Origin of the sequence: Streptococcus alactolyticus, assembly GCF_042649785.1 — a bacterium.
Classification (GTDB): Bacteria; Bacillota; Bacilli; order Lactobacillales; family Streptococcaceae; genus Streptococcus; species Streptococcus alactolyticus.
This window is the reverse complement of the sequence record NZ_JBHRZX010000004.1, coordinates 38,714-64,435: the sequence shown is the minus strand read 5'-3', so window position 1 is coordinate 64,435 and position 25,722 is coordinate 38,714. Positions and strand designations below refer to the sequence as shown.

Here is a 25,722-nt window from a genome sequence, read left to right as displayed (position 1 = left end):
TCTACCCCCCCTTAAAGATATACCAACTGTTATCTAGTCGTTACGAAGAATGTACAAGCAAGAAGTACGAAGAATGTACCTTCGATGAAGGCAATCCCTAAGAACATAAGTGTTTGTAATTTGCTAAACATTTCTGGTTGACGTGCAGCTGATTTGGCTACATTGGCTACTAGGATACCTTCACCGATACTGACACCTAGAACACCAAAACCAAGTGCTAAAATAGCTAAATTCAACATGATATGAATCTCCTTTATAAATTTTTTTACTCCGTTATTTTAGTCCTATTTTGCTGAATTGTCAACGAAATCGCAGATTAGGGAAGCGTTTTCTCATATTATTCTTAACCTTTGTTTACTTTCAAATCCATGTAAAATGGGAGTCTGTTTTGTGTATGGAGTTTGTAAAAAAGAAGCCTTTTTAGAGGCTCCTTTTGGTTAATTTTATTGGAAAAGAGAACGATATAAGTCCTCGTAAGCTTGGCTGGCAGTGTCCCATGAAAAATCACAAGCCATGGCATTTTGCTGCAGCATTTCCCAAGCTTCTTTGTCATGATGATAAAGGTCCAAGGCCCTTTCAACGGTTTTGGTCAGCCAGTAGCCTGAAAATTCTTGGAAACTAAAGCCTGTTCCTGTCTGGTCGTAAGGGTTGTAAGGCAGAACGGTATCACGCAAACCACCGACTTCGTGAACGATAGGCAGGGTGCCGTAACGCATAGCCATCATTTGTGACAAGCCACATGGCTCAAAGGCACTTGGCATCAAAAAGAGGTCACAAGCCGCATAAATCTGCTGGGCAAGGGCGAGGTCAAAGGTAATATTGGCAGACATTTTGTCTGGGAAAGCATGGGCAAACCAAGAAAAGCTTGCTTCAAATCCGTCATAACCTGTTCCCAAAAGCACCATTTGGATATCTTTTTCAAGTAGGTGGCACAGCTCATGGACTACTAAACCAAAGCCTTTTTGGTCTGTTAAGCGGGAAACCATCCCAATCAAAGGCACGTCTTCACGCACAGGCAAGCCAAGGCGCTCTTGAAGCGCTTTTTTATCCTGCATTTTTCCAGTCAAATCCGACGCAGAAAAAGCATAAGGAATCAATTGGTCTGTTTCAGGATTGTAGAGGTCAGTGTCAATACCGTTGGTGATACCTGTTAGTTTACCACTTTCCATGCGTAGAATTTGGTCCAAGCCCTTGCCAAATTCTGGAGTTTTGATTTCTTGGGCATAAGATGGCGAAACGGTTGTGACGCGGTCAGCATATAAAATCCCACTCTTCATCCAGTTAAGGCACTCATTCCAGCGTAAAGTCCCGTCAGCATAACGTTCAAAGCCAACCCCAAACAAATCCCAAAGCATTCCTGGGTCGTATTGCCCTTGAAACTCTAAGTTATGAATGGTCAAGACCGTACGAATGCCTTGATAAGCTTGAATCCAGTGGTATTTTTCCTTCAACAAGAAAGGAATCATAGCTGTGTGATAATCATGTACATGGACAAGGTCAGGGATAAAAGCCACTTTTTCCATCAATTCAATCGCAGCTAATTGGAAGAAAGCAAAGCGCTCCCCGTCATCCCCATCGCCATAGATATGACCACGGAAAAAATAGTATTGATTATCTAAAAAGTAAAACGTGACTTGATCTTTTACCAAACGCTTAACGCCCACGTATTGATGACGCCAACCCACATTGGTGTAGTAATACAGGACGTCTTCGACTTGATCGCCAAATTTAACATCAATCATGTCATAATATGGCAGAACCACAGCAACCTCATGACCTTTTTTGACAAGGGATTTAGGCAATGCCCCAATGACATCGCCTAATCCGCCTGCCTTGGCAAAGGGTGCCCCTTCTGCCGCAACAAACAATAGTTTCATTCTATAATATCCTCAGTGATTTCTAAACCTTTTTTAATAACAAGTGGGTTTTCCTTAGTGCCTCGAATGACAACGCCTGGGTGCACGATAACATTCTTATCGACAATGGCATTTTCAACCACAGCACCTTCACCGACCGTTACTTTTGGAAAGAGAATGCTACCTGTGACTTGCGAATCTTTAGAAAGGTAGCAATTACGCGACACAATAGAATGCTCAACACGTCCCTTCACAATGCTACCAGACGCAAATTGGGCGTTGGTTACCTGTGATTCGTTTGAGAAATAGCTCGCCTCTTCATTTTTCACGCGCGTATAAATCTTGTGGTTGGTATAAAGCAATGAATAGAATTTTTGAGCATTGAGCATATCCATGTTGGCATCGTAGTAAGATTTAACAGAGAAGATATTTGAGAGATAGCCCGTGTATTCAAAGGCTAGAGCGTTGCTAGTGAGCGACAACTCACGCAAGAAGTAACGTAGACGACGTGGCTCTTCTCGCTTCATTTCTTCTTCCAAGCGGTTAATCAACCACGGTGTCTTAGCCACATAAATATCAGCAGACATTTTTTGCAATTCCAAATTGTCATCAATAGTCGTGCGTCTAATCACATGGTCGGTTTCATCAATATCAAGGATTTCATTGGCATCAGAGATGGCTTCCTTAGGCATTTTTTTGTAAACAACGGTAATATTGCCGTCGCTGACTTCGTGCAGGTGAATGACTTGTGCCAAATCAATGTTACATAAGATGTCACAATTCATGTAAACCGTTTGCTCACTGCCTGAGCGTTTTAAGTAAGTCAAAATCTGTTCGTAGTAATCACGATTGGCCAACTCGCTGCTGTGTTGTTCTTCGTAAAAGCCAAGAAAATAATGGCTCAATAGCGTATTTAGCCCCCACTCACGACCGCTACGCACATGGTCGAAAACCGAGTGAATATTGTGTCCTCTAAAGATAGCATAAATGTTATGAATACCTGCATTGGCTAGGTTTGATAATGGAAAATCAATCAGACGGTACTTGCCATCAAATGGCAGATTTGCCAAAGGACGTTTTTCAGTCGAGGTTGACATATCATGGTAGACCACCGCATTTCCCAAAACTGCAGTATATTTATCACGCTTCATTTTGACCTCCTACTACTTCACCGTAGCCCACAACTTGCACTTCATCATTTGTCCCATCAATTTCGACATCATCACCGATAACGGCATTTTCCCCAATAATGGCACGCGTGATTTTGGCACCTTCTCCAATAATTGCTCCGCTCATGATAAAGGAATCCTTAATCTGAGCTCCCTTTTTCACCTGAACATTGGTTGATAGGATAGAATGCTCCACTTTCCCCGAAATAAAGCACCCATCGACAACGAGCGAATCTTTAACATCAGCTTCTTCTGTAATGAAATTAGGAGGAGCGATGAGGTTTTTAGAATAAATCTTCCATGAGCGGTCACGGCTGTGAAGCTCATTGTCTTCCCCGATGTATTCCATATTGGCTTCCCAAAGCGATTCAATCGTTCCAACGTCCTTCCAGTAGCCGTTGAAATTGTAAGTGTAAACGCGGTCCCCAGCTTCAAGGTAAGCTGGAATCACGTTCTTACCAAAGTCAGACATATCAACGTTATTTTTTTCAGCATTGATGAGGACTTCACGCAGGCGTTTCCAATCAAAAATGTAAATCCCCATTGAAGCCTTGGTTGATTTTGGATGTTCTGGTTTTTCCTCAAATTCAACAATTCTATCGTTGGTGTCTGTATTCATAATCCCAAAACGGCTGGCTTCTTTCAACGGCACATCAATAACAGCTACCGTCAAACTAGCCATATTATCTTTATGGGTTTGCAACATATCCGCATAATCCATCTTGTAAATATGGTCCCCTGACAAAATCAAAACGTACTCAGGGTCAATGCTATCAATATAATCCATATTTTGATAAATGGCATGGCTGGTTCCTTCAAACCAACGATTCCCTTCCGTAGCAGAATAAGGTTGTAAAATGGTCGCACCAGAATTGATGCCATCTAGCCCCCAGTTTGAACCATTTCCCACGTGGCTATTTAAGGCTAATGGTTGGTATTGTGTGATAATACCAACATTTGAAATGCCTGAGTTAGCACAGTTTGAAAGTGCAAAGTCAATAATACGATAACGCCCACCAAACTGAACCGCTGGTTTGGCGATGTTCTGTGTTAATTTTCCAAGACGTGTCCCCTGTCCTCCTGCGAGGATGAGTGCTAACATTTCATTTCTCATTTTATGTTCCTTTCTTAGGAATAGTTTTTATGATACGCCGTTTTAATTTCCAAATGCTTGCTCCCAAGGCTGGCAAGGTGAAACTCAAGGTATTTTCATAATGTTTCCAAAGCCCGTCTTGAGTGCGTGTTTGTGGATTGTTTTCTTGCCAAACCCCGCCAAATTCAGCGAGTTCGGTATTCCAGACTTCCTCATAAACGCCCGCTACTGGCACCCCAATCGTGAAGTTTTTCCGCTCGACTGGCACCATATTGAAAATACAGACCAGCATATCCCCTTCTTCATTTTTGCGAATAAAGGACAAGACCGTCTCATCTTTATTGTCCGCATCAATGATTTCAATGCCATCATAGCTGTCATCAATCTTCCAAAGCACATTGTTATCCTTGTAAAATTGATTTAAACGACTGGTGAAACCAAGCATTTTACGGTTGAGGTCGTCTTCTAAATTTCCCCACTCCAATTGGTCATTGTATTTCCACTCCAAAAACTGACCAAATTCGCTTCCCATAAACAAGAGTTTCTTACCTGGGTGGCAAATCTGATAGGTATAGAGGTTTCTCAATCCTGCAAATTGATTGTAGCGATCTCCCCACATTTTGTGCATCATGCTTTTTTTACCATGCACGACTTCATCATGCGACAAAGCTAGGAGGAAATTCTCCGAGAAAACATACATGAAACTAAAAGTCACTAGATTAAAATCGTATTTCCGATAAACAGGATCTTCTTCATAGAATTTTAAGATGTCGTTCATCCATCCCATGTTCCACTTGTAGTCAAACCCTAGCGAATCCCATTCCACAGGGCCAGTGACTTTTGTCCCGCTGGTACTTTCTTCGGCAATCATCATCACGTCAGGATAAGCTTCTTTAATGACGGTATTCAATTTTTGCAGAAAATGATAGCCCTCGTAATTGCGGTTGCCGCCATCTTTATTTGGTGTCCAAGGACCAATATCGTAGTCACGGTGAATCATATTGCTGACGGCATCAACTCGGATCCCATCCAAGTGGTAATAATCAATCCAAAACTTGGCACTCGAAATCAAAAAGGACTGAACTTGATTTTTGCCAAGATCGAAATTTAAAGCTCCCCAGCCACGATTATGTGCTTGATCGTAATCCTGATATTCAAAGGTCGGCGTGCCATCATAATACGCCAAAGCATCATCATTTATGGTAAAGTGACCAGGGACCCAATCGACAATAACACCGATATTATTGATGTGACAAGCCTCTACGAAATTTTGAAAATCCACAGGTGTTCCGTAACTGCTCTCAAATGCAAAATAGCCCATCAGCTGATAGCCCCAGCTGGCATCAAGAGGGTGAGCCATCAAAGGCATCAATTCAACATGCGTATAGTTCATCTCCACCAAATAAGGCACCAATTCTTCCGTTAATTCCTTGAATTGGTAAGGGCGACCATCGGCGTGTTTCTTCCAAGACCCAGCATGCACTTCATAAATATTGACTGGGCGTTTTTGAAAACCAAACCGTTTTCGTCGCGCCAACCAAAGTGAGTCTTTCCATTTCTTCTCTGGAAAATCCGTGATGACTGCAGCGGTACCTGGTCTTTGTTCAAAGTAAAACGCAAATGGGTCAATCTTTTCAACCTCATGTCCTGTTGAGCGTTTCACCAAGTACTTATACAATTGATTTGGCTTAGGCTGGTCTGTAAATACCTCCCAAACCCCCGCTACATTTCGCTTCATTGCCAGTGGATTATCTCTCCATTGTGTAAAATCGCCGATAAGATGAACAGCCTGAGCATTTGGAGCCCATACTCTAAAAACATAGCCATCTTTGCCGTCTCGGTTTTCCTTATGAAAACCAAAATAGTGCTGAGCATGGTAATTTTCACCCGTTCCAAAAGTTCTCAGTGCTTCACTTACGTCCATCAAACATCCTCCCTCTTTTTATTAAACATAAAGCTAAACAAAAAACAGCCTTGTTCTAAGGCTATTTCCAATTTTAAAGATCCCATACAGGCAAATTTCTAGCCCTGTCGCTAATATTTTGTAATCGCTTTATGTTTAATAAAATTATAACATGATTTTAAAATACTGTCATGAAAATTTCAAGATTTTTCTTATATTTTTTAAAAATGATAAAACTGTTACACATTCTTTACAAAAAAGAGGACTAAAAAACCCTAAATAAAAACAAAAAAGCCTAAAAGGTCCTTCGACCATTTTAGACTGTTAAATCATATTCTATCAAAAAATATTTTAATGATTATCTAATCCATCAACTTCTTTTGAGAATTTTTGAGCCATTTCTTCTAATTCGCGATCCTCTTGGTTCCACACCAAAGCATCGTCTGAAATTTCATCGGTATTGGCAAAGAATGTGATGTGATTTTTCAAGTTACGGAGTTTGATTGGGGCATCGCCACCGTATTCGCCATCCAAGTTAATCATCATTCTGCTATCAGACAAAGGCTCAATTTTAAGAAAATCCGTCTTGATGTATTCAATGCGTTTATCTCCAATGTGCTTACCACCATCAAGCACCAAGCGAATCAAGTGCAGGATTTCAATGAGGTTAGCCGTTTTCACTAAAATCAAGGTAAACTTGCCATCGTCTAATTTGGCATCTGGGGCAATTTGCTCAAAACCACCGACAGAGTTAGTAATGGCCGCAAAAATCATGGAAACATCGCCCTCAAAGACGCCATTTTCATAAGTGATCCGAACAGGTACCGTCCGAATGCTAGGCAACAACTCCACCCCTTTGGCCAAGTAAGCCAAGTAGCCAAACATGGTCTTGAGCTGGCTAGGCACGCTGTAAGTTAATTCTGTAAAAGAACCCGCCGCTGCGATGTTGATGAAATAAACATCTTCACGCGCTTGCCCAATGTCCATGGCAATGGTTTGATTTTTCCCGATAATCTTAGCCGCTTCGATAGGATTGCCACGAGGAATTTTTAGGGCACGTGCAAAATCATTGGTTGTTCCTGTTGGGATGATAGCCATTTTTGGACGGTGTTCCAGCGGTGCAATCCCATTAACCACTTCGTTAATGGTGCCATCACCACCAGCTGCAATGACCAAGTCAAAATGGTCTTGAGCCACTCGTTTCGCTTCATCTCGGGCTGAATTAGGTTCTGGGGTCGTCTGAAATGCAGAGGCCTCATAGCCATACCCTTCCAATATATTCAATACTTCTCCGACATTTTTTTTCATGATTTCTTGTCCAGAAGTGGGATTATAGATTAAACGTGCACGTTTTTTTGTCTTTTCCATAAAATACCTCGACATCCATTATAAACCTGCTAACCATTCCTCATCACGAATGGTAATGCCCAAACTTTGTGCCTTGTCCAATTTTGAGCCTGCCTCAGCCCCAGCAATCACAAGGTCTGTCTTTTTAGACACACTACCAGTTACTTTTGCTCCCAATGCTTGCAATTTTTCCTTGGCTTCATTGCGAGTGAAATGCTCCAATTTTCCAGTCAATACGATGGTCAAGCCTGACAATTGGGCATCAGCGGACGCTTTTTGACCTAGATAAGCAAAATTAACCGCAACTGTTCGCAATTCTGCCAGCAAGGTCTGGGCTTCTTCTTTTGCAAAATAGCTGTGCAGAGAATTAGCGATGACATTTCCAATGCCATCAATGTTAGCAATCGCATCCACGGGTGCTTGCTCTAACGCATCAATCGTTTCAAAAACTTCTAATAATTGGCGGCTAACCTTAGCTCCCACATGACGAATTCCCAAGCCAAACAACAATTTATCCGCAGAATTAGCCTTGGAAACCTGAATAGCCTGATAGAGTTTTTCTGCTGATTTTTCTTTGACACCATCCAAAGTCAGCAAATCCGCCACGCTCAACTGGTAAATATCCGCCACATCATGAACCAAATTGGCCTCGAAAAGTTTTTTGACCATTGACGGTCCTAAACCAGTAATGTTCATGGCATCACGGCTAGCAAAATGGGTCAAACGCTCTTGAATTTGGCTTGGACAAAGTGGGTTGATGCAACGCAGAGCCACTTCATCCTCATAATGAATCAACTCGCTACCGCAAGATGGGCACTGTGTCGGAATTGGCATCGGTACTTGCTGGTCGCGTTTACTTTCAACCACATGAAGAACAGCAGGAATAATGTCCCCAGCCTTGTAAACAATAACCGTATCACCGATACGAATGTCTTTTTCGGCAATGTAGTCCACATTGTGCAAGGTTGCTCGGCTAACGGTCGTCCCTGCCAATTGAACGGGTGTTAAGTTAGCGGTTGGCGTCACTACCCCTGTTCGTCCAACGGTCCAGTCAACGGATAGGATTTCAGCTGCCTTTTCCTCTGCCGGAAATTTATAAGCAATGGCCCAGCGTGGTGCTTTCACTGTGAAACCAAGTTCTTCTTGCATGGCTAGGCTGTTTACCTTGATAACAATCCCGTCAATATCATAAGGCAAACGGTCACGCTCTTCAGCGATGTCTTGGATAAAGGTCCAAATCTCATCCATCGATGACGTGGTGATACGCTTAGTATTCACCGAAAAGTCATAACGCGCCAGCTCATCCAAGACCGCATTTTGTGTGGTCATCTGAGTTGCTCCTACTTCTTGGTACAAGAAAGTAGCCAGTTGGCGCTTAGCAACAACTGCCGTATTTAACTGACGCAGAGTACCCGCCGCTGCATTTCTAGGATTGGCAAATTCAGTCTGTCCATTTTCACGACGTTCTTCGTTGATTTTGTCAAAGGATTGTTTGGGAAGGTAAGCCTCACCACGCACAGTAATCGTGAGCGGTTCTTTCAAACGGTGGGGAATATCCTTGATGCGTTTGACATTTTCAGTGATATTTTCGCCAACCGAACCATCGCCACGAGTCGCCCCCACTTGCAAGACACCGTCGACATAAACCAGCGAAATAGACAAGCCATCAATTTTCAACTCAGCCATGTAAGAGGCATTTGGAAATTCTGATTTGACACGGCGGTCAAAGTCGTCCAATTCTTCACGTGAAAAGGCATCTTGTAAGCTATATAGAGGAACTTGGTGTTGGTACTTTTCAAAGCCCTCTAAAATAAGCCCACCGACTTCTTGTGTTGGGCTATTGGGTAAAATCCACTCTGGATGTGCTTTTTCAAGGTCAACTAATTCACGGTAAAGGACGTCATATTCACTATCTGACACCGTTGGTTTATCGTCTGTATAATACTCTTTTCGGTATTGGTTGAGTAGGTCAACCAGGTTTTGAATACGCTTTTTCATACTATTATTTTAACATATATTGTCAAAAAGTCTTACTAAAAGTTTACGAATTCTTAACAAAAAGGAAACGAAAAAAGCCTTCTTCAAAAGAAAGCTTTGCCTTATGCTTAAGCACTGAGATTGATGCGCTTGCTTAATCGGTCCATGATCAGAGAACCGATAAGCAAGGATGCCAATTCTCCCATAGCTGTGGTGAACCAAGTCAACCAGAAAGGTGCACCAAAGAAATGCAATTCTAATGCGACTGTGAACATAGACGCTGAAAAGAAAAACGAAAAATAAAAGAAAGCCTTATTAAACAAGCCATTAAATAGATATTGGTCCTTGTAGCGGTCAAAGAGCATAACACCCAAGCTTACAAAAACAAGCGTTGATAAACTTCCGACGACAACATCAATCAAACCAAAACTGTAAAAATTGGCAATCATACAACCCAGTGTCAAACCAATAATATACTTACGATTGTAAAAAGCCATAAAATTCAACATTTCTGATACACGAAATTGGTAGGCACCGTAGGAAATGGCATTTAAAGGCGGTGTTATCGTTAAAACAACATACAAAGCAGCCACAAAAGCCACTTGAGCAAGGTCACGAACAGTCAATGATTTCATAACTTTCTCCTTTAACGTCAGAGTTTTACACTCCACGTCTTTAATATGCTTGACGAAAGGGAAATAAGCGTCAAGGGTCGTTTGCACAACATTTTAAAGTATAGCACAAATACCAAAAATTTGATATAGTAGTTCTATGAAAAAATTAATCTCTAACGAAGTTTTTAAATACTTGTTTTTCGGTGTCTTGACAACCCTTGTTTACATGGTAACTCGGGTAGCCTTTTTCTCACTCACCCAATCAGCGACCTTTTCAGCCGTTGTCGCTAACATTGTTGCCATTATTTTTGCCTTTGTGACCAATGATTATTTTGTTTTTAACCAAGTTCGCACGGGCTGGTTCAGACGTTTGGTCAAATTTTTCATGGCTCGCTTGGCAACCCTTGTGTTGGACTTGGCTTTGGCTTACCTTCTCGTTACCAAATACCCACAAATTATCGGACAATTCGTCAACGATAACATCGCCATGGTCAACATGGTGGAAACCATCTTCTCGCAAGTGCTTATCATCGTCCTAAACTACGTGCTCAGTAAGTTACTTGTTTTCCGAGATAATCAATAAAAGCTACCATTCTCTTAAAATGATAGCTTTTTTACTTGTCTTTTTTATCTGATGGGGTGTTCTTTTTTCGGCGGTTTAAAATGGATAAGACATCCCCACGTCTGCTTTCCATCTTGCCTTGACTCAGCTCTTGATAAGTGGCATTGAAAACAGCCCCCAAAATCAAAATGCGTGCCAAAAAGATGAACCACATCATCAAACCAAAAATCATAATCGACCCGAAAACTTTAAGGTCAACCATGCGTTCAAAAGTCCTCAAAACATACTGACTAAATAAATTATTCAGGAAAACAAGAACAATAGAGGTCAGAGCGGTTCCTGGCAAAATGAAGCGGAAACACCGAATTTTAACATTGGGCAAAATGAAATACAAAATCATAATGCCAAACACAATGGTCAGCACCGTGACGGGTTGTGCTAGGCTCAAAAGCATTTTTACCAGTGTGTCATCTAAAGGATGATGACGGCTGATGAGTTGCAAAATAGCTTTTGAAAAAGATGAAAAAATCAGCACAAAGGTCAAGAGGAACAAAATGAGCAGACCAGCTAAAATGCCAATCAAACGCCCCACCACAAAATCCCTGTGTTGTGATACACCATAAGCCTTATTGATGGCTTTTTGCAGTGATGTTAGTGATTTGGACATGGTCCAAAAGGCCGTCAAAGTCGCCACTCCCAAAATACCGCCAGATGGGTTTGAAAAAATATCCGTGGTAATGGCAGAAACCGTTGGATAGATATTGGTTGGCAAATTTTTCTCCATAAACGACAATAAGACTGAGATGTCTAAATTGAGATAGGGAAAGATATTTGCAGCAATCACAATCAAGGGAAAAGCTGTCAACATGAGGTAGTAAGCAACTGCGACAGCCGATAAATCCATCTCTGCACTTTGATAATGTTTGACATAAACTTGTAATGGCTGCCACTGCAATTTAGACAACAAAGCATCTAATCGTTGTTGCTTACGCTCCATGCTTAATACGTTCTTTCTTCTCCTTGGCTAGTTAGGATAACTGGACCATCTTTGGTAATCACAAATTGGTGTTCGTATTGGCATGACAAGCCGCCATCTAGGGTTTTGTGAGCCCAACCAGTTTTTATATCCGTATCAATTTCCCAAGTGCCTGTGTTAATCATTGGTTCAATGGTCAAGACCATGCCTTCACGCAAGCGAAGCCCACGACCAGCCTTACCATAATGAGGCACCATTGGTTCTTCGTGCATAGTTGGACCAACACCGTGACCAACTAAATCACGAACCACACCGTAACCACGGCTTTCAGCGTATTCTTGAATGGCTGCACCGATATCACCGATACGATTGCCGACAACCGCTTTTTCAATACCGATATAAAGGCATTCTCTGGTAACGTCCATCAAGTTTTTAACTTCTTCTGAAACATTTCCAACTGCATAAGCCCAGCAAGAATCCGCCAAACCACCTGAGTAAGATTGGGTATATTTTTTCACTTGAGCAACATTGTCAAAGTCCAATTTTGACACGTCCACAACAGATTTATCAAGCGGTTCACTCAAAACCATATCAACTTTAAGCAAATCGCCTTCTTTTAAAATGTAGTGACGTGGAAAAGCGTGAGCCACTTCATCATTTAAACCACAACAAGTGGCATAGGGGTAGTCCATTACAGAACCATCCACCCCAATTTGAAGGGGCAATACGTTGGCTTCTTTACAGCGACGACGCACATATTCTTCCACTTCCCACATATCCAAGCCTGGTTTGATTAAGTCACGTAAACCAATGTGAACTGAAGCTAGAAAATTACCTGCACGGTCCATAGCTTCAATTTCACGAGTTGATTTTAATGTAATCATATCGTTTGTACTCCCTTTTCATCGTTCAAAATTAATCAGTATTCATTATACACCGAACTGGTGTAAAGGTCAAAAATAGCCCGTAAGCTCTCAGTTAATTTTCGTTGTCACCAAAGCTTTTGCGACGATTTGATTGTCCAGCAAAATTTCAAAATCAATGACAGAACTACGGCGTTTTTCCGTTATCAATCGTGGGCGAATTTCCAAGCAATCGTCAATTTGCACGGCACGCACAAAATAAAGCATGAGCTGCTCCATGACAATGTTTTTTTGGTATTTCTTGGTCAATACCCGCACGCTAATGTCTTTGAGAAATTCGGTCAAAATGCCTTGTGAAAAATTACCCGAGCTATCAATCATGGTTGGTTTCACAGTGAAACGATAAACATCATCTTCTTGATGCAAACTAGCCAACAGCTGCTCGCTGTAAGTGTGAAGGTGAGAATGTTGGAGGTTGGGGAGGTTTTCGACCACCTGACGTCTGGTGATGACACCCAACAAGGTCAAATCTTCCGCCACAACAGGCAACATATTCAAATCTTCAAAAATCATTTTTTGGCTAATATTGGCAAGACTGGCTTGCGGTTTTGCCACAATCAAATTGCGGGACATGATGCTTTTGATGGGCGTTGCATTTTCCTTGCCCAAGACATCTAGCATACTGACCACCCCAATGACCACGTTTTTGTCATTGATGACAGGAAAACGGACATTACGCGTCTGCTTAATCATGTCATTAAATTCGCCAATGGTATCGCCTTCTCGCAAGAAACCGTAATCGTCTTTCTTTTGGTAAAATTGCTCAACGGTCGTCAAATCGCGTTTGATTTGCAAATTAGACAAGGCGTGATTGATAATGGTTGCCACGGTAAAGGTGTCATAATGGGACACCATGACAGGAATGGCCAATTCATCTGCCAAGCAAAGCACATTTTCTGAAACGGGCAAGCCACCTGTCACCAAAATGGCATTTTGCTTTTCTAGCGCCAGCAATTGAATATTTTCTCGGTCCCCAACAATCAAAAGCCCGCCTTTGACGAGGTAGTGCAAAACATTGTCACGGGTCATGGCACCAATCGTAAATTTGCTAAATTCACGGTGCAGGCCTGATTTTCCTGCCAAAACTTCCGAATCCGTGATGCGAGCAATTTCAGCATAGGTGAGGCGTTCAATACGAACGGTTGATTTTTTCTCAATGCGCACAGTACCGCTGCGTGGCTTGGTTTCCACGATGCCACGATTTTCAGCTTCTTTTATGGCACGGTAGGCAGTTCCATCGCTCACGTTAAGGTGATTGGAGATGCTGCGTACGCTAACGCGTTTCCCAACAGGAAGATTTTCCAAGTATTCCAATATTTGTTGATGCTTACTCATAACGGTAATCCCTCCTGTTCAATTGATAATCCACATAATCCCGCATTTTATGGGTGTAACGGTCGCTCCCTTTAAATCGCCTTTTTAAACAAAAACCTGATTTTTCCGCCACTTTTTGGCTGGCAATATTTTCCTTATGTGCCACAATGCGCAAACCTTGCAGCCCCAATTCTTGAAAGCTCAAAAAGCAAAGCGTTTTTAAACACTCAGTCATCAGACCCTGTCCCCAAAAATCGCGGTGCAAAAAATAGCCAATTTCAGTCGTCGCACGGCGGCTGTCCAATTTTTCAAAGCGAATGCAACCAATCATCTTGCCGCTCACCTTGTCCTCAATTGCCCAAACCCCAAGCGGCTCTTTCATAAAATAGTGAACCATGACGTAATCACTTTCGGCTTGAGCCTGACAACTTGGAAAAATAAAACGCAAATTGTCAGCATCCTGACAAATATCAAAAAAATCCAAGCGGTCTGAAAAAGCAAAAGGGCGTAAGCGGGTACGGTCGGTTTCAAACGAAGCATACCGCCCTAATTGTGTCCAAATATCCATGTCCCTATTATAACACACCTTCTTTTTAACTAATCAAAAAGAGGCTAACTCGTAGCCCCTTTTTACTCTTCAATCAATGCAATATCAGCACCCAAAGAAGTGAGTTTTTCAATGATACTTGAATAACCACGCAAAATAAATTCGACATTGGTAATTTCTGTACGGCCTTCTGCCATCAAACCTGCAATCACAAGAGCTGCTCCCGCACGCAAGTCAGATGCTTTCACCACTGTTCCTGTTAATTTGTTTGGACCTTGGTAAACAATGCGACCACCAACCGTTGAAATATCTGCACTCATTCGAGCCAACTCCGCCACATGATTGATGCGTTTTTCATAAATCGTATCTAAAATCATGCCACGCCCTTCTGTTTTCAAGAGCAAAGGTGTGATGGGTTGTTGCAAATCCGTCGCAAAGCCTGGATAAGGAGAGGTTTTCACCGTTACCGCTTTCAAGGTGGATTGCTTTTCAACAAAAATCTCATCTTCTTCAATCGTCATGCGAACGCCCATTTCTTCAAGCTTGGCAATATAACTCTCCAAATGCTCATAAAGCACGTTGGTGATGCGGATACCTTCCCCAATTGCTGCCGCTAGAGCAATATAAGTCCCTGCTTCGATACGGTCAGGAATGACTTGGTGGCGTGTCCCGTGCAGGTAGTCAACCCCTTCAATCGTGATGATATCTGTACCAGCCCCGCGGATATGAGCTCCCATGTTATTCAACAAGGTCGCCACATCAATGATTTCTGGCTCACGCGCCGCATTTTCAATCGTTGTACGTCCCTTTGCCTTAGTCGCCGCCAACATGGTATTGATGGTTGCCCCAACGCTCACCGTGTCCATGTAAATGTGTGCCCCGTGAATCGGCTCACCTTCTGTTGATAGACGCATGGCTTCACCTTCATAGGAAATAGAGGCTCCCATAGCTTCAAAAGCTTTCAAATGAAGGTCAATGGGACGTGGACCTAGGTCACAACCACCAGGCAAGCCCACTGTTGCCTCACCAAAACGACTCAACAAACTCCCATAAAAGTAGTAAGACGCTCTAAGGCTATTGATTTTGCCATAAGGCATTGGTTGATTTTTAACGGCATGAGGGTCAATTTCAAGCGTATCGCCTTCTCGCTTTACCTTTGCCCCCATGATTTCCATAATCTCAATTAGGCTATCAACATCGGAAATGTCAGGAACACCGTCCAATGTGACAACGTCATCTGAAAGGATAGTAGCAGGAATCAAAGCGACTACACTATTCTTTGCACCCGAAATAGCAACTTCACCCTTTAAAGGTTTGCCACCATTAATTACAATTTTACGCATATATTCAAAACTTTCTGCTAGAATTCAACTTTATCATTTTATCACATATTATGCTGATTGACAAATCAATTGCCGCCATAAAAAGAGAAAAATATAACCTATGTTATAAAAAATCGCTGTATACATGATACAACGATTGTTTTATTTAGTCGATGGCTGCTTTTAGGGCATCCACTTTATCTAATTTTTCCCACGGTAAATCAATATCTGTGCGTCCCATGTGGCCATAAGCGGCAGTTTGACGGTAAATCGGACGTTTCAAATTAAGCATTTGGATGATACCTGCTGGGCGTAGGTCAAAGACCTGACGAACGGCTGCTTCGATTTTGTTTTCAGCAACGGTACCTGTTCCGAAAGTGTCCACACGAACAGAAACTGGCTGAGCCACACCGATAGCGTAAGCCAATTGCACCTCTGCTTTGCTAGCCAAACCAGCAGCAACGATATTTTTGGCAATATAGCGCGCGGCATAAGAAGCTGAGCGGTCAACCTTAGTGGCATCTTTACCTGAGAAGGCACCGCCACCGTGACGCGCATAACCACCGTAAGTATCCACGATGATCTTACGACCAGTTAGACCTGAATCTCCTTGCGGTCCACCGATAACAAAACGCCCTGTCGGATTAATCAAGAATGTCGTATCATCGTCTAGGTATTTTTCAGGAATAACAGCCTTAATCACCTTGTTTACAACATCTTGGTAAATTTGCTCGTTGCTAACCTCAGGAGCGTGTTGGGTTGAAATCACGACCGTATCCACACGAACAGGCTTGTCGTTTTCATCGTATTCAACCGTTACTTGAGATTTAGCGTCTGGACGCAAGTAAGTCAACTCACCTGATTTACGCAAATCCGCCAATTTTTTCACCAATTTATGAGAAAGCGAAATTGGCAATGGCATCAATTCAGGTGTTTCATCAATGGCAAATCCAAACATCAAACCTTGGTCACCTGCTCCAATCAAATCCAATGGGTCTTGATTGGCATGACCACGGACTTCAAGGGCCTCATTAACCCCTTGAGTAATGTCTGGCGATTGCTCAACCAAAGACGGATGCACCCCAACTGATTCTGCAGCAAAGCCATATTCCGCATTCGTATAACCAATTTCGGCAATCGTATCACGAACAATACGATTGATATCAACATAAGCTGATGTAGAAATTTCTCCAAAAACATGGACTGAACCTGTATAAACAGCTGTTTCTGCGGCAACGTGTGCGTCAGGATCTTGCTCCAGCACAGCATCTAAAATAGCATCTGAAATTTGGTCTGCAATCTTATCTGGATGCCCTTCAGAAACAGATTCAGACGTGAAAAGTTTACGTTCTGACATAAAAAATGTCCCCCCTTAAAAATTTTAAAAATTGCTTGATATGACACCATAAAAAGCAGTTGTTAAAAAATACCATGGCATTACTCATTTTTAGAAATACCATAGGATTTACCGTTATTTGCTAGCAAACAACGAGAGTTACAAAGTACCAATCTCCCTTTGAAAATAGGCAAGATTGTCTTATCGGGACTCATTAACCTGTTTATTGTACCATTTTTTAGCCCAAAAACCTATAGCCAGCTGAAAAAAGTACATTCTCTTAGTTGGGACTAGCCAGCCAAGGCTCAAATGTATTATACTAAAAGCATGAAAACTTACGAAAAATTGTATCATTACCTCAGCACCCATCCTGATTATGTGAGTGGGGAAGCTTTGGCACAGAATTTGGGGATTTCTCGGAGTGCCATTTGGAAAGCTGTGAAAACTTTGGAAAAAAAGGGAGTTCAGATTGATTCGGTCAAAAAAAAGGGCTACCGCCTTATTGCGAGCGACCTGCTTTTGCCTGAAGAAATTGCCAAAAATCTGCATACCCCTGTGACCTTAAATGAAGATAGCGATTCAACCCAGTTAGATGCCAAAAATCATTTAGAAACAGCCAAAACACCTCACCTTTATCTGGCTCCTTATCAAAAAATGGCAAAAGGGCGATTTGGCAGACCATTTTACACCTCTCCGCAAGGGGGGATTTATATGTCGATGCACCTTAAACCTAACGTTCCTTTTGAAGACATGAAACCCTACACGCTTATGGTTGCTTCAAGCGTGGTCAAAGCCATTTCTCGATTGACGGGCATTGACACAGACATTAAATGGGTCAACGACATCTATCTTGATGGCAAAAAAATAGCTGGTATTTTGACAGAAGCTATTTCTTCTGTCGAAACAGGGCTTATCACAGATGTCATCATCGGAGTCGGCATCAATTTTTACCTGCAAGATTTTCCTGAGGATTTGGCAAACAAAGCAACTTCTCTCTTTCATCAGCCACCAAGCATCACGCGCAATCAGCTCATCACAGAAATTTGGAAGCTTTTTTTCACCATTCCCGAAAAAGATTTGATTAAAGTGTATAAAGAAAAATCACTTGTTTTGAACAAACAAGTGACTTTTATGGAAAATGACCAATTATTCTCAGGAGTCGCTACAGATGTGACCAATCAAGGGCATCTGCTGGTAACACTTGATAATGGACAGGAAAAACTCCTGCGTAGCGGTGAAATCAGCCTCTCCTCTTGGCAATAAATCAGAGGTTATTAACCACCTTATCGATAAGATAAACATGCCGAAGGTCACGATAGAGCAAAAAGCCCCAAAAGAAGGCAAATAAGTAATCCCCTTCAAACACACAATCATTTAAATAAAAAGTTTCCAAAGCACACATCAGTGCAATAAATATAAAACGACCTTTTGTCATAGGATTTACTCAGTTCCCTTCATCATATAGTAAAAGAGTTTCTTAATTGAAAACTCTTTTTTAATCGTCAACGGTTTGGATTTTTTCAGTGAGAAAATCAAACCCTTCTGGAATAAAACTGGTGTCTTGTTTTTCTTCTGGCACCTGACCTTGTTTTTGTTTCTTGAGCTTTTGAGCAAATTCTTGTCGAATGCTATCAAAATCTTTGCGTGGCACCGCTAGAATATTCGGTGAAAAGCCAGCAGCCTTGCTCAAGATATTGCCAAACATATCGTTTAAATTTGATCGTTTCATGACCTGCTCGGCATTAAAAGCAGCCTCAAAAGCCAAGATGGCATTTTCTTGATTGGCTAAAACAGGTTCTGACCCATTCAGCAAGGCTCGGTCTTGCGAGGAGATGCTGTCTAAAATCTCGTTCCAAGCCCCTTTGAGTGCATCTAGATAGGCCCTTGACGTGCGGCTATCTGCCACCGTTTCTTCCATGATTTTCAAAATCTTGCCACGGTCCACTTTAAAGGTAAAGCCTTTGGCCGTGTTTTTCCGAGTTTCTTTCGGCACTGGTGACGTCGATACCTTGGCTAATTGCTGTTTTAGGTCCTTGATTTCAGCCTTCAAAGCCTCAAACTCTTCAGAGATATTTTCTGGCAAGTCTTGGCTTACAGCGGTTTTATGCCATTCTGACAATTGAATGGTGAGCATTTCAGCATAGATTTTAGGCTGCAAGCTCGTTTTAATCTCAGGCAGGCGCTTGGTCACAAGGTCAATCATGTGAAACAAATCATCTTGTGAAACTTCCAAATTAGCTTGGAAAGTCGAGCTGTTATGCGTGTTTTCCCCACCAGATTGCACCACTAAAAGGTCCCGAAAATAATTGAGCAACTCTGTCGCAAAGCGGTTCATGCTCTTTCCATTATTAAAAATGGTTTCCAAATTAGCTAGGGCTTGGGTGGTCTGATTGGCTAAAACGTTAGCCACAAAGTCATCTAGGGCAACCATTGAAATGCTGCCTGTGATTTCTTCGGCAATGGCTAGCGACACCTGATTATCAGTGGTTAAACTGAGAGCTTGGTCCAAGATAGACAAGGCATCCCGCATCCCACCTTCTGCACAACGTGCAATCAAGGTCAAAGCGTCTGGGTCATACCCAATGCCTTCTTTCTCCAAAATCTCTACCAAATGTTCGCGAATATCCGCCAACTTAATAGCCTTAAATTCAAACCGTTGGACACGCGACAAAATAGTTGCTGGAATCTTATGCAACTCCGTTGTTGCCAAGATAAAAACAACATTTTCAGTAGGTTCTTCCAAGGTCTTTAGCAAGGCATTAAAAGCGCCTGTTGACAACATATGCACTTCGTCGATGATATAAACCTTGTAGGTTGCTCGGCTAGGAGCGTAGGTCGATTTGTCACGGATTTCACGAATTTCATCAACACCGTTATTGGAAGCCGCATCAATTTCAATCACGTCCTCAAGACTGCCATTGGTAATATCTCGGCAAATGTCACAATGGTTACAAGGTTCACCGTCAACTTGATTTGGACAGTTCATCGCTTTGGCAAAAATTTTAGCCGCACTTGTTTTACCTGTTCCACGAGGTCCTGAAAAGAGGTAGGCATGGCTAATTTTTCCCGAAGCGACCGCTTGTTTTAAGGTCGTCGAAATAACCGTTTGCCCCACCATCTCATCGAAAGTCTGGCTACGGTATTTTCGATAAAGCGCTTGATACATTATTTTTCAACTCCAAACATATCCAAATTCCAATACGATTTTTCGACAAGCAGCGCCACAAATTGTTCCAAATACTCTTGGTCAATAGCGTCATAATCATTGGTTAAACGTGAGTCTAAATCCAAAACACCAACCAATTGACCATCTTTGACCATTGGCACAACGATTTCACTCATTGCAGCTGAATCGCAAGCAATGTAATTGGCGTGTTTGGTAACATCAGCCACAATCATCGTTTCTTGTTTGGCTGCAGATTCGCCACAAACCCCTTTTCCAAGGGCAATGTGAACGCAAGAAACCCCACCTTGGAAAGGCCCAAGGAGCAATTCTTGACCGTCAAACAAGTAAAAACCTGTAAAAACAGAGTTTGGCAAGGTCATATTCAGCAAGGCACTGGCGTTTGATAAATTTGGCAAAAGGTTTTTCTCGTTAGCAAAAAGCGCTTGTGCTTGCGCCAACATCATCTGATAGTTTTCAATTTTCTGTGTCTTATTCATAAGCTTTATTATACCAAAAAATGGACGGACCGTCATATTTCTAAAATGCATAAAAAGAAAAGAGGGTTGATTTCCCTCTTGCGTTTATTGCCAGTAAGTCGGACGTTTAGCCTCATAATCGGCAATGAGTTGCTCATATTGAAGCGTAATGCCGATGTCATCAAGTCCAAGAACCAATTTGCGTTTCCATTCTCCGTCAATGTCAAAAGGAAAAGTCCCTGCAGAGCATTGAATCACTTGGTTGGGCAAATCAATTGTTATCTCTTCTCCTGCTGGCAATGCCGCCAGTGTTTCTCGAACCTCTAGAGGCTGAACAATAGGTAGCATCCCGTTTTTCAATTCGTTATTATAGTGAATATCTGAAAAAGAGCCTGCGATAACGCAACGAAAACCATAATCTTCCAAGGCCCAAGCCGCGTGCTCACGCGATGACCCAGAGCCAAAATTATCCCCTGTAATCAAAATGGTCGCCCCACGGTATTCAGGCTTGTTGAACACAAAATCAGGATTTTCATCGTAGTTGTCATTGAGATAACGCCACTCAAAAAGCAAATTTTTCCCAAAGCCTTTTTTATCGACCGCTTTCAAAAATTGCTTGGGAATCAGCTGGTCGGTATCAATATTATCGTTCATCAAAGGAACGGATTTTCCTGTGTAAACGGTAAATGTTTCCATGTTTTTTCTCCTTTACTGAACTTCTGCGAGCTGGCGAACATCAACAAATTGGCCTGCAATAGCTGCCGCTGCCGCCATGGCTGGACTGCACAGGTGCGTTCTAGCCCCAAAACCTTGTCGCCCTTCAAAATTACGATTGCTGGTTGATGCACAATGCACCCCTTCTGGAACGTGGTCTGGATTCATGCCGAGACACATCGAACACCCTGGTTCTCGCCACTCAAAGCCAGCTTCTTTAAAAATAACATCAAGCCCCAAGCGCTCTGCCTCTTGTTTGACAGGACGTGACCCAGGAACAACGATAGCGGTCAAATTGGGTGCGATGTGTTTGCCTTTGACAATTTTAGCGGCTAATTCAAGGTCTGACAGGCGGGCATTGGTACAAGACCCAATAAACACATAACCTAAATCAATATCTTCTGCCTTATCGCCAGGCTGCATTCCCATGTAACGATAAGCGCGCTCGTCATTGATGTCTTTAATGGCTGGGAAAGGTTGCCCAAAGGCAACGCCCATTTCTGGATTGGTGCCCCAAGTCACCATCGGTGCTAGTTCTGACACATCAATGGTAATCACCTTGTCATAAGTCGCGTCAGGGTCTGAAACCAAGTTTTTCCAATCTGCGACAGCTTCTTCAAATGCTTCCCCTTTTGGTGCGGCTTCTCGTCCTTTGACATAATCAAAGGTTTTTTGGTCAGGATTCATCAAGCCCATCTTAGCCCCAAACTCAATCGACATATTGGCAATGGTCATGCGTTCGTCCATCGATAAGGCATCAATGGCTTCCCCGCAATATTCAACCGCATAACCCACACCAGCATCAACACCGTATTGAGCAATCAAAGCTAGAATAAAGTCTTTTGAATACACCCCTCTTTGCGGTTTTCCGACAAATTCCACCTTCATTTTTTTAGGTTTTACTTGCCAAATACATTGCGTGGCAAATACGTGCTCTACTTCTGAAGTCCCAATACCAAAGGCAATCGCTCCAAAAGCACCGTGTGTCGCCGTGTGACTATCCCCACAAACAATGAATTTTCCTGGCTGACTGCGACCTATTTCAGACCCAACCATGTGAACAATTCCCTGACGTTCGCTGCCGTGCGTCGCCGCATCAATACCAAATTCCGCAACGTTTTTAGCCAAGGTATCAATTTGATTTTTAGAAATCAAATCACGAATGTTAAAAATATCCACCGTTGGCACATTGTGGTCTGTTGTTCCAAAGGTTAAATCTGGACGGCGCACCTTGCGACCTGCATCCCTCAGCCCTTGAAAAGCCTGCGGACTAGTCACCTCATGAATATAATGCTGGTCAACATACATGAGTTGCGGCTCGCCCTCTTTTCCTGTCACCACATGACGCTCCCAAAGTTTATCAAAAATTGATTTTCCGCTCATTTCAACCTCCACTTTCCTTTATTACATTCCCTTTAAATATCCCTTATCGCCATAGCCAGACAAGCCAGTACAAAAAGGCTATATCTCCTAACAAACCCAAGTACCAAACCAGTCTGAAATACCTGTTTCGTGTCTTGTGGCGAAAGACTTTTCCACCTAGAAAGGCGCCTATTCCTCCCAAGAAAAGACTTTCCAAAAGCAAGGTTTTCTCTGAAATCCGCCAAGAACCACGCCTTGCCCTCCTCTTATCCAAACCATAGCTGGCAAAAACGAGGCTATTCCACAACACAAACAGGAGAAAAACAACGGCTTTAGTGCTCATAGATTGGCAATAATCGCGGCGGTCATATCAGCCGTTGAAGCCGTTCCACCCAAATCTCGTGTCAAAATCCCTTGATTGAAAGTCTTATCTACCGCATTTTCAATCAATTCTGCTCCAGCCACTTCGCCAAAACTCTCACGCAACATCATGGCAACAGACAAAATCATGCTAACAGGATTGGCAATGCCCTGCCCTGCAATATCTGGCGCTGAGCCATGAATGGGTTCGTAAAGGCTTGGCCCTTTGTCCGAATGGCTGGCTGATGGCATCACGCCCAAAGTTCCAGGCAAAACGCTGGATTCGTCAGACAAAATATCCCCAAAAAGATTTTCCGTCACCACCACATCAAAACGCGACGGATTGGTAATCATAATCATGGCTGCGCTGTCCACCAATTGGTGTTCCAAGGTAACGTCTGGAAATTCTGTGGCTACTTCTTCAGCAATCTGGCGCCACAATTTAGACGTTGCCAAAACATTTTGCTTGTCAATGCTGGTCACTTTCTTGCCACGAAGTTGTGCCAATTCAAAAGCCTTGCGGATAATGCGACGAATTTCATGAGCAGAATAATCGTTAATATCACGGGCAGAATCGTCATTCAGCTGGTGTTCACCAAAATAAATGCCCCCCGTCAATTCACGCACCACTACAAAATCAACACCGTCAATGCGCTCTGGTTTTAAAGGCGACAAGTGTTTCAAAGCATCAAAAATCCGAACAGGACGGATATTGGCAAACAGTTGCAATTCCTTACGAATGGCCAATAAACCTTGTTCTGGACGAACTGGAGCCTTGTCATACTTAGGACCACCGATAGCAGCCAGTAAAATAGCATCCGCTGACTTGGCAGCTGCCAAGGTTTCTTCAGGAAGTGGATGTCCCACAGCGTCAATTCCTGTACCGCCAAATGGCTTGGCATCAATCTCATAAGCAAAATCAATTCTTGTAGCAACGGCTTTAAGAACTTCCAGACCTGCTGCCATAATTTCTGGACCGATACCATCACCAGCAAGTGTCACAATTTTTTTTGTCATAGCTAAACTCCCTCAGTCAAGATTACCCTTTTTGTTATGGCTGATTTGTTATGGCTGATTAGTTTGTTGGCAAATCACGAAATGAAATGACTTGACCAATTTCACCCATATTTTCTTTTTGAACAAGCGTGTTGGCATTAATGTAAGCCAGCGCCCCAGCTTTCAACACATCAAAATCAATTCCTGACGCATTGAAAATAGTGCCTGTATCTGTATTTTCAATGGAAACTGACACACGCGCCTGAGAATCAATGCCATCAGTCACAGCGTCCATGGTGTAGCTAAGCAGACGCACATTTTGGTGGAAGAATTTATCCACAGCATTGTAAATAGCTTCAACAGAACCTTTACCGTCAGCAACAACCTCAACTTCATCAGCGTCAGCATTGGCCATCACAACCGCCGCTGTCACCGTATCGTCCGTATTTGACGTTAATTTCAAATCGCCAAAATGGAAGCCTTCAGGATTTTCAATTTCCGTACCTGCCACCAAGGCTCTGATATCGTCATCGGTAATCTCATTTTTCTTGTCTGCCAATTGTTTAAATTTCGCAAAAAGTGGAACGATTTCAGATTCTTCAAAGGTTAATTCCAGCTCCTTTAATTTTTCAATGAAGGCATGACGACCTGATAATTTTCCAAGTGGAAGCGAATTGTGCTTGACGCCGACCAATTCAGGAGTGATGATTTCATAGGTTAATGGGTTTTTAAGCACACCGTCTTGATGAATACCTGATTCATGAGAGAAGGCATTGCCACCCACCACAGCTTTATTTTTAGGAATCGGAATACCTGAAAAACGCGAAATCAATTCTGACGTATTAACCGTTTCATTTAACACAATATCAGACGTGGCTTGATAATAATCTTCGCGAATGTTGAGAGCTACAGCCACTTCTTCCAGAGCTACATTACCAGCTCGTTCTCCAATGCCATTGACCGTACCTTCCACACGCCCAGCACCGTTTTTAATAGCTGCAAGGGTATTTGCCGTTGCCATGCCAAGGTCATCGTGACAATGCGGGCTAAAGATAATCTCACGGTCTGAGGCCGTATTTTCAATCAAATATTTGAAAATATAGCCGTATTCTTCGGGTGTGGTGAAACCAACTGTGTCAGGAATATTGATATAAGTTGCTCCAGCATCAACCGCTGTTTGAACCACTTGCAGCAAGTAATCCAGTTCTGTTCGTGTCGCATCTTCTGGCGAAAACTCCACCACCTCAAATTTGCTACAAGCATAGGTCACGTGTTCCTTGATAATTTCAAGAATTTCCTCTTTAGATTTTTTCAGTTTGTATTCGCGGTGAATAGGACTGGTCGCAATGAAAACGTGGCATTGTGGGTATTTCGCATCTTTTAAGGCTTCATAGCAAGCATCAATATCTGATTTTACCGAACGTGCCAAACCAGACACAGCTGTTTTTGTCATGACTTGGGCAATTTGACGAACCGCTTCAAATGAATCAGGACTTGCAGCTGGAAAACCTGCTTCGATAGACGCAATCCCCCAGCGTTCCAATTGCTTGGCAATCGCCACTTTTTCCTTAATGGAAAAATTAACACCTGGGGTTTGTTCCCCATCACGAAGAGTTGTATCAAGAAATTCAATAGAACGCATAAAAACCTCTTTCTAAAAACGTGCACAATCACGAATAAACTAACTAAAAAAACATCTCACTATCCAG

24 protein-coding genes and 1 riboswitch are annotated in these 25,722 nt (G+C 42.5%); of the genes, 2 read left to right on the top strand and 22 right to left on the bottom strand.

The genetic code is table 11. From position 1 onward, the window contains the following. Window positions 1–29 precede the first annotated feature (29 nt). The 8 genes from ACFORE_RS00870 to ACFORE_RS00835 form a co-directional block, all read right to left on the bottom strand. Window positions 30–239, bottom strand: a complete 210-nt coding sequence (locus ACFORE_RS00870; RefSeq protein ID WP_154454365.1) for a F0F1 ATP synthase subunit C — start codon at window positions 237–239, stop codon at window positions 30–32. A gap of 204 nt (window positions 240–443) precedes the next feature. After that, a complete protein-coding gene (gene glgA / locus ACFORE_RS00865; RefSeq protein WP_154454366.1) occupies window positions 444–1,877 on the bottom strand; it encodes a glycogen synthase GlgA in 1,434 nt (477 codons plus the stop codon). Continuing rightward, window positions 1,874–3,007, bottom strand: a complete 1,134-nt coding sequence (glgD, locus tag ACFORE_RS00860; protein ID WP_269725763.1) for a glucose-1-phosphate adenylyltransferase subunit GlgD — start codon at window positions 3,005–3,007, stop codon at window positions 1,874–1,876. Before glgD ends, glgA begins: the two co-directional genes overlap by 4 nt. Further along, a complete protein-coding gene (locus tag ACFORE_RS00855) occupies window positions 2,997–4,139 on the bottom strand; it encodes a glucose-1-phosphate adenylyltransferase (protein WP_154454368.1) in 1,143 nt (380 codons plus the stop codon). Before ACFORE_RS00855 ends, glgD begins: the two co-directional genes overlap by 11 nt. Window position 4,140: 1 nt before the next feature. Then, a complete protein-coding gene (gene glgB / locus ACFORE_RS00850; protein ID WP_154454369.1) occupies window positions 4,141–6,042 on the bottom strand; it encodes a 1,4-alpha-glucan branching protein GlgB in 1,902 nt (633 codons plus the stop codon). A gap of 330 nt (window positions 6,043–6,372) precedes the next feature. Next, entirely contained in the window at window positions 6,373–7,389 is a 1,017-nt protein-coding gene (locus ACFORE_RS00845) for a diacylglycerol kinase family lipid kinase (RefSeq protein WP_168260960.1), read from the bottom strand. 18 nt (window positions 7,390–7,407) lie between these two features. Next, entirely contained in the window at window positions 7,408–9,366 is a 1,959-nt protein-coding gene (gene ligA / locus ACFORE_RS00840; protein WP_154454371.1) for an NAD-dependent DNA ligase LigA, read from the bottom strand. Window positions 9,367–9,473: 107 nt separating this feature from the next. Further along, complete coding sequence (locus ACFORE_RS00835; protein WP_269725761.1) at window positions 9,474–9,980, bottom strand: QueT transporter family protein; 507 nt, start codon at window positions 9,978–9,980, stop codon at window positions 9,474–9,476. After that, window positions 9,978–10,088: riboswitch (PreQ1 riboswitch) on the bottom strand. It overlaps the preceding gene by 3 nt. A gap of 28 nt (window positions 10,089–10,116) precedes the next feature. On the opposite strand from ACFORE_RS00835, the gene ACFORE_RS00830 reads away from it, so the two are divergent. Further along, window positions 10,117–10,542 (top strand): GtrA family protein, encoded by a 426-nt coding sequence (locus ACFORE_RS00830; protein WP_154454373.1) that lies wholly within the window; start codon window positions 10,117–10,119, stop codon window positions 10,540–10,542. A gap of 31 nt (window positions 10,543–10,573) precedes the next feature. Here ACFORE_RS00830 and ACFORE_RS00825 read toward each other — a convergent pair whose 3' ends face one another. The 6 genes from ACFORE_RS00825 to metK all read right to left on the bottom strand — a co-directional run bounded on the left by ACFORE_RS00825 (window position 10,574) and on the right by metK (window position 16,960). Next, on the bottom strand, window positions 10,574–11,518 hold the full coding sequence (locus ACFORE_RS00825) for a YihY/virulence factor BrkB family protein (protein ID WP_269725760.1): 945 nt from the start codon (window positions 11,516–11,518) through the stop codon (window positions 10,574–10,576). Between the two features lie 2 nt (window positions 11,519–11,520). Continuing rightward, on the bottom strand, window positions 11,521–12,381 hold the full coding sequence (locus ACFORE_RS00820) for a methionyl aminopeptidase (RefSeq protein WP_168260964.1): 861 nt from the start codon (window positions 12,379–12,381) through the stop codon (window positions 11,521–11,523). A 90-nt stretch (window positions 12,382–12,471) separates the two neighbouring features. Beyond that, window positions 12,472–13,755, bottom strand: a complete 1,284-nt coding sequence (spxR, locus tag ACFORE_RS00815) for a CBS-HotDog domain-containing transcription factor SpxR (RefSeq protein ID WP_154454376.1) — start codon at window positions 13,753–13,755, stop codon at window positions 12,472–12,474. After that, window positions 13,748–14,302, bottom strand: a complete 555-nt coding sequence (locus ACFORE_RS00810; protein ID WP_154454377.1) for a GNAT family N-acetyltransferase — start codon at window positions 14,300–14,302, stop codon at window positions 13,748–13,750. Before ACFORE_RS00810 ends, spxR begins: the two co-directional genes overlap by 8 nt. Window positions 14,303–14,364: 62 nt before the next feature. After that, window positions 14,365–15,624: a UDP-N-acetylglucosamine 1-carboxyvinyltransferase gene (locus tag ACFORE_RS00805; protein WP_380434901.1), complete on the bottom strand. Its 1,260-nt coding sequence runs from the start codon at window positions 15,622–15,624 to the stop codon at window positions 14,365–14,367. Window positions 15,625–15,769: 145 nt separating this feature from the next. After that, window positions 15,770–16,960 (bottom strand): methionine adenosyltransferase, encoded by a 1,191-nt coding sequence (metK, locus tag ACFORE_RS00800; RefSeq protein WP_154454379.1) that lies wholly within the window; start codon window positions 16,958–16,960, stop codon window positions 15,770–15,772. A 306-nt stretch (window positions 16,961–17,266) separates the two neighbouring features. Here metK and birA point away from each other — a divergent pair, with 306 nt between their 5' ends. After that, the gene (gene birA / locus ACFORE_RS00795) at window positions 17,267–18,202 is read left to right on the top strand and encodes a bifunctional biotin--[acetyl-CoA-carboxylase] ligase/biotin operon repressor BirA (RefSeq protein ID WP_264879529.1); all 936 of its coding nucleotides are present in this window, start codon (window positions 17,267–17,269) and stop codon (window positions 18,200–18,202) included. Between the two features lies 1 nt (window position 18,203). Here the strand turns inward: birA and ACFORE_RS00790 are convergent, their stop codons facing one another. The 8 genes from ACFORE_RS00790 to ACFORE_RS00755 form a co-directional block, all read right to left on the bottom strand. Continuing rightward, the gene (locus ACFORE_RS00790) at window positions 18,204–18,374 is read right to left on the bottom strand and encodes a DUF3272 family protein (protein ID WP_154454381.1); all 171 of its coding nucleotides are present in this window, start codon (window positions 18,372–18,374) and stop codon (window positions 18,204–18,206) included. 60 nt (window positions 18,375–18,434) lie between these two features. Further along, window positions 18,435–20,105 (bottom strand): DNA polymerase III subunit gamma/tau, encoded by a 1,671-nt coding sequence (gene dnaX, locus ACFORE_RS00785; protein ID WP_264879530.1) that lies wholly within the window; start codon window positions 20,103–20,105, stop codon window positions 18,435–18,437. Beyond that, a complete protein-coding gene (locus tag ACFORE_RS00780; RefSeq protein WP_154454383.1) occupies window positions 20,105–20,602 on the bottom strand; it encodes a GAF domain-containing protein in 498 nt (165 codons plus the stop codon). Before ACFORE_RS00780 ends, dnaX begins: the two co-directional genes overlap by 1 nt. A gap of 84 nt (window positions 20,603–20,686) precedes the next feature. Then, a complete protein-coding gene (gene leuD, locus ACFORE_RS00775; RefSeq protein ID WP_154454384.1) occupies window positions 20,687–21,277 on the bottom strand; it encodes a 3-isopropylmalate dehydratase small subunit in 591 nt (196 codons plus the stop codon). A 12-nt stretch (window positions 21,278–21,289) separates the two neighbouring features. After that, window positions 21,290–22,678 carry a 3-isopropylmalate dehydratase large subunit gene (gene leuC, locus ACFORE_RS00770; protein WP_154454385.1) on the bottom strand — a complete coding sequence of 463 codons (1,389 nt, stop codon included), beginning with the start codon at window positions 22,676–22,678 and terminating at the stop codon, window positions 21,290–21,292. Between the two features lie 43 nt (window positions 22,679–22,721). Continuing rightward, window positions 22,722–23,000 (bottom strand): DUF1294 domain-containing protein, encoded by a 279-nt coding sequence (locus ACFORE_RS00765; RefSeq protein WP_204984730.1) that lies wholly within the window; start codon window positions 22,998–23,000, stop codon window positions 22,722–22,724. Beyond that, window positions 22,997–24,034, bottom strand: a complete 1,038-nt coding sequence (leuB, locus tag ACFORE_RS00760; RefSeq protein WP_264879532.1) for a 3-isopropylmalate dehydrogenase — start codon at window positions 24,032–24,034, stop codon at window positions 22,997–22,999. Before leuB ends, ACFORE_RS00765 begins: the two co-directional genes overlap by 4 nt. A gap of 58 nt (window positions 24,035–24,092) precedes the next feature. Further along, window positions 24,093–25,655, bottom strand: coding sequence for a 2-isopropylmalate synthase (locus ACFORE_RS00755; RefSeq protein WP_264879533.1), 1,563 nt, complete (start codon window positions 25,653–25,655; stop codon window positions 24,093–24,095). Window positions 25,656–25,722 lie beyond the last annotated feature (67 nt).